Source organism: Paraburkholderia sp. BR13439 (assembly GCF_040948805.1).
Lineage (GTDB): Bacteria > Pseudomonadota > Gammaproteobacteria > Burkholderiales > Burkholderiaceae > Paraburkholderia > Paraburkholderia youngii.
This window is the reverse complement of the sequence record NZ_JBFPKN010000087.1, coordinates 1-3,453: the sequence shown is the minus strand read 5'-3', so window position 1 is coordinate 3,453 and position 3,453 is coordinate 1. Positions and strand designations below refer to the sequence as shown.

2 protein-coding genes are annotated in these 3,453 nt (G+C 63.3%); both read right to left on the bottom strand.

Translation table 11 applies throughout. The features are described 5' to 3' along the window. Positions 1 to 183 precede the first annotated feature (183 nt). Positions 184 to 1,464, bottom strand: a complete 1,281-nt coding sequence (locus AB3X96_RS42080) for an SGNH/GDSL hydrolase family protein (protein ID WP_368594357.1) — start codon at positions 1,462 to 1,464, stop codon at positions 184 to 186. An 85-nt stretch (positions 1,465 to 1,549) separates the two neighbouring features. Further along, the gene (locus AB3X96_RS42075) at positions 1,550 to 3,172 is read right to left on the bottom strand and encodes an NAD(P)/FAD-dependent oxidoreductase (RefSeq protein ID WP_368594356.1); all 1,623 of its coding nucleotides are present in this window, start codon (positions 3,170 to 3,172) and stop codon (positions 1,550 to 1,552) included. Positions 3,173 to 3,453 lie beyond the last annotated feature (281 nt).

Genomic DNA, 3,453 nt, shown 5'->3' with positions numbered 1-3,453 from the left:
GCCCACACTTATCGGCTGTTAGTTTTTAAAGATCGATCCGCCCAACCCGCAGCGCCTGAACTACTACCACCCGGCACTGCTTCGTTTGCGTCGCTGCGTCTGCAGCAGAGAAGCGAGATTATGGAGACTCTTTCTCGTCTCGTCAACACCCGATTTCGCTTTTGCTTAAAAAAAGTTTGTGACTCACTTCCGGGCCGTGCTCACCACTGCCTCAACAGGAACAGCGTCGGCCATGGCCGCGTAGCCCGCGTCGCTCGGATGGATGTGATCGCCGCTATCGAAAGCGCGCTGCAGACGCTCCGGTTGCGCTCTGTCGCGCAACGCCGCGTCGAAATCGACGACGCCATCGAAAGCGCGACTAGTCCGGATCCACTGATTAACCGCGAGTCGAATGTTTTCCCGCTCCTGCGGCAGCGACGCCGGCGTCAGCGTCGCGCCGAACACCTTAACACCGTTGCGCCGCGCGGCCGCGATCACTCGCTGGTAACCGTCGATCAGATCGGCAGCCGTGACCGACGTATGAGGAAAATCGCAGTCGAGCCCGCCATGAGGCGGCATTGCCGCAAAGTTAATGTCGTTGATGCCAATCAGCACAACCGCCGCCTTGACGCCCGGACGTTGCAAAACATCGCGCTCAAAGCGGCTCGCAAGCGCGTCGCCATAACAAGGTGAGTCGCTAAGAAGCCGGTTGCCGCTGATGCCGAGATTCACGATCGCGGTCGACTGCGCGCCGCTCGCCGCCAGTCGCCGAGCCAGCGCATCCGGCCAGCGACGGTTCTGGTTCAGGCTGGAGCGCATGCCGTCGGTGATCGAGTCGCCGATCGCAGCCACGGCAACTGACGGTGCCACCGCCCCCACCGACAAGCCCGTGACCCACACATATTGGGTGAAGCGGCCGCGAAACGCGGCGGCGGACGTGTCGGCGGTGTGATTACCCGGCCCCGACACATAATTCACCTGATTCGACACACGGTGCCACGCGACGATCCGCTGCTCCGGTCCCATAAACGCACTGATCGCATACGGCGCGCCCTCGACGACGTCGATCCCAATCGGATCGCTGTCCAGCTCGCCGCCGGGCGGAACGCTGACCGCGCCCTTGCCAGCAAACGTCACTCGACTGCCATCCCTCGCTACCGCCGCCGCGCCGCCGGCCGAGCGCGCGATGCGCAGTTCGTCGATGACCAGAGGTGTCTTGCTATACGCATTGCTCAGATGAATTCGCGCCGTCTTTCCCGACAAACTCGGATACACGATTTGCCGGACGGTGCGCCCGGCGACTTCCGGCGCGCGATACAGTGGTGGCAAGTCGGCCCGCTGTGGAAGCGGTTGCAGCGCGGTCGCCCACACGGCGACCCAATGCTCGGGCGCTTCGGCAGCGAACGCATTCGAGGAAACGACAAACGGAGCAAATTGGGCAAGCAGCGCCGCGCCGCATGCGGCAGCCAGGGTGCGAATGGTCATTCGGACGATCGGTTCGAGACGAAACGCGCATTGTGCCCGAACGACGCGGCAATCGCCGGTGCCCGGCGGCTGTGCCCGTTTGGACTCATGTCGTTTGCTGACTCATGATCTTCAGAGCGACGGCTTCGGCGACTTCGATTCCGTCGATCGCCGCCGAGTAGATCCCGCCCGCATATCCCGCACCTTCGCCGGCGGGATACAGGCCTTTGATGTTGACGCTCTGGTAGTCGTCCCCGCGACGAACGCGTACCGGCGACGACGTTCGGGTTTCAACGCCGGTCAGCACCGCGTCATGCATCGCGAAACCGGCGATTTTCTTTTCCATCTGCGGCAGCGCTTCGCGAATCGCTTCGATCGCGTAGTCGGGCAGTGCCGTGCTGAGATCGGTTGGCCGCACGCCGGGCTTATACGACGGCACGACGGAGCCGAGCGACGTGGACGGACGCCCGGCGATGAAGTCGCCGACCAACTGCCCCGGCGCCATATAGTTGCCGCCACCGAGTTCGAACGCCCGCTCCTCCCACTTGCGCTGGAACGCGATACCCGCAAGCGGGCCGCCCGGGTAGTCGTCTGGCGTAATGCCGACCACGATGCCCGCATTCGCGTTGCGCTCCGCGCGCGAGTACTGGCTCATGCCGTTCGTGACGACCCGCCCCGGCTCCGACGTGGCCGCCACCACGGTGCCGCCGGGACACATGCAAAAGCTATACACCGCGCGCCCATTGCTGCAGTGGTGCACCACCTTATAGTCGGCTGCACCGAGCTGTTTGTGACCGGCAAATTTGCCGAAACGGCTGCGATCGATCACCCCTTGCGGATGCTCGATCCGGAAACCGAGCGAAAACGGCTTCGCCTCGACGTGAACGCCGCGGTCGTACAGCATCTGGAAGGTGTCGCGTGCGCTATGGCCGACCGCCAGCACCACGTGGTCGCAGCGCAGCGTTTCGCCGGTCGACAGCTTCAGCCCGCGCACTTGGCCGTTGTCGATATCGATGTCCTCGACACGCGTCTCGAAGCGCACTTCGCCGCCTAGCTCATGGATGCCCGCACGCATCTTCTCGACCATGCTGACGAGGCGAAACGTGCCGATATGCGGCCGGCTCAGGTACAGGATGTCCTCGGGCGCACCGGCCCGCACGAATTCGTCGAGCACTTTGCGGCCGTAATGTTTCGGGTCCTTGATCTGGCTGTAGAGCTTGCCGTCCGAAAAAGTGCCCGCGCCACCTTCGCCGAACTGCACGTTCGACTCGGGATTCAGCACCGATTTGCGCCACAGGCCAAACGTGTCCTTGGTGCGCTCGCGCACGGCCTTGCCGCGCTCGAGGATGATCGGCCGGAAGCCCATCTGCGCGAGGATCAGTCCTGCGAACAGACCACACGGCCCCATGCCGATCACGACCGGACGCGGCGTGCTCAGTTGGGCGGGTGCTTTGGCGACGAACTTGTAGCTCATGTCGGGGGTCACGCCGCAATGCGGCACGTCGGCGAGCCGTTTCAGCGCGGCCGCTTCATCCTTGACCTCGACATCGACGATGTAGGTGAGCTTGATGTCGGCGCGCTTGCGCGCGTCGTGCGCGCGGCGAAACACGGTGTATCGGATGAGCCCGTCCCGCGCCACGCCGAGGTCCGCGAGGCGCTCACGGATGGCGGCTTCGAGGGCGCTGTCGGGATGATCGAGCGGAAGTTTGATTTCGCTTAGACGTAACATGAGTACCGGAGATGCAAGTGGGCCGCAGATCGCGGCCAATTCGCAATTTTACCGGTAAGTGTCGGGGTGGGGTGACGTGCTTCAACACCCCTGAACGACGCTATCGAGCCCAATCCCCGTCCTCAAAATATTTATTAACCGACCGGTCGGTTGGTTTATACTGCGTCACATTGCCACTTCTTCTGGATGGTGCAGATGTACACCCAATCCCTCGATATCCCCGGCCACGTCGCCCCGCTGGACGCGGACGCGAATTCGCCCGAACAGGCGCGCTTCGACGC

Coding starts and splice junctions, on each gene's coding strand:
- AB3X96_RS42080 (WP_368594357.1), bottom strand. CDS start 1,464: ATGACCATTCGCACCCTGGCTGCCGCATGCGGCGCGGCGCTGCTTGCC.
- AB3X96_RS42075 (WP_368594356.1), bottom strand. CDS start 3,172: ATGTTACGTCTAAGCGAAATCAAACTTCCGCTCGATCATCCCGACAGC.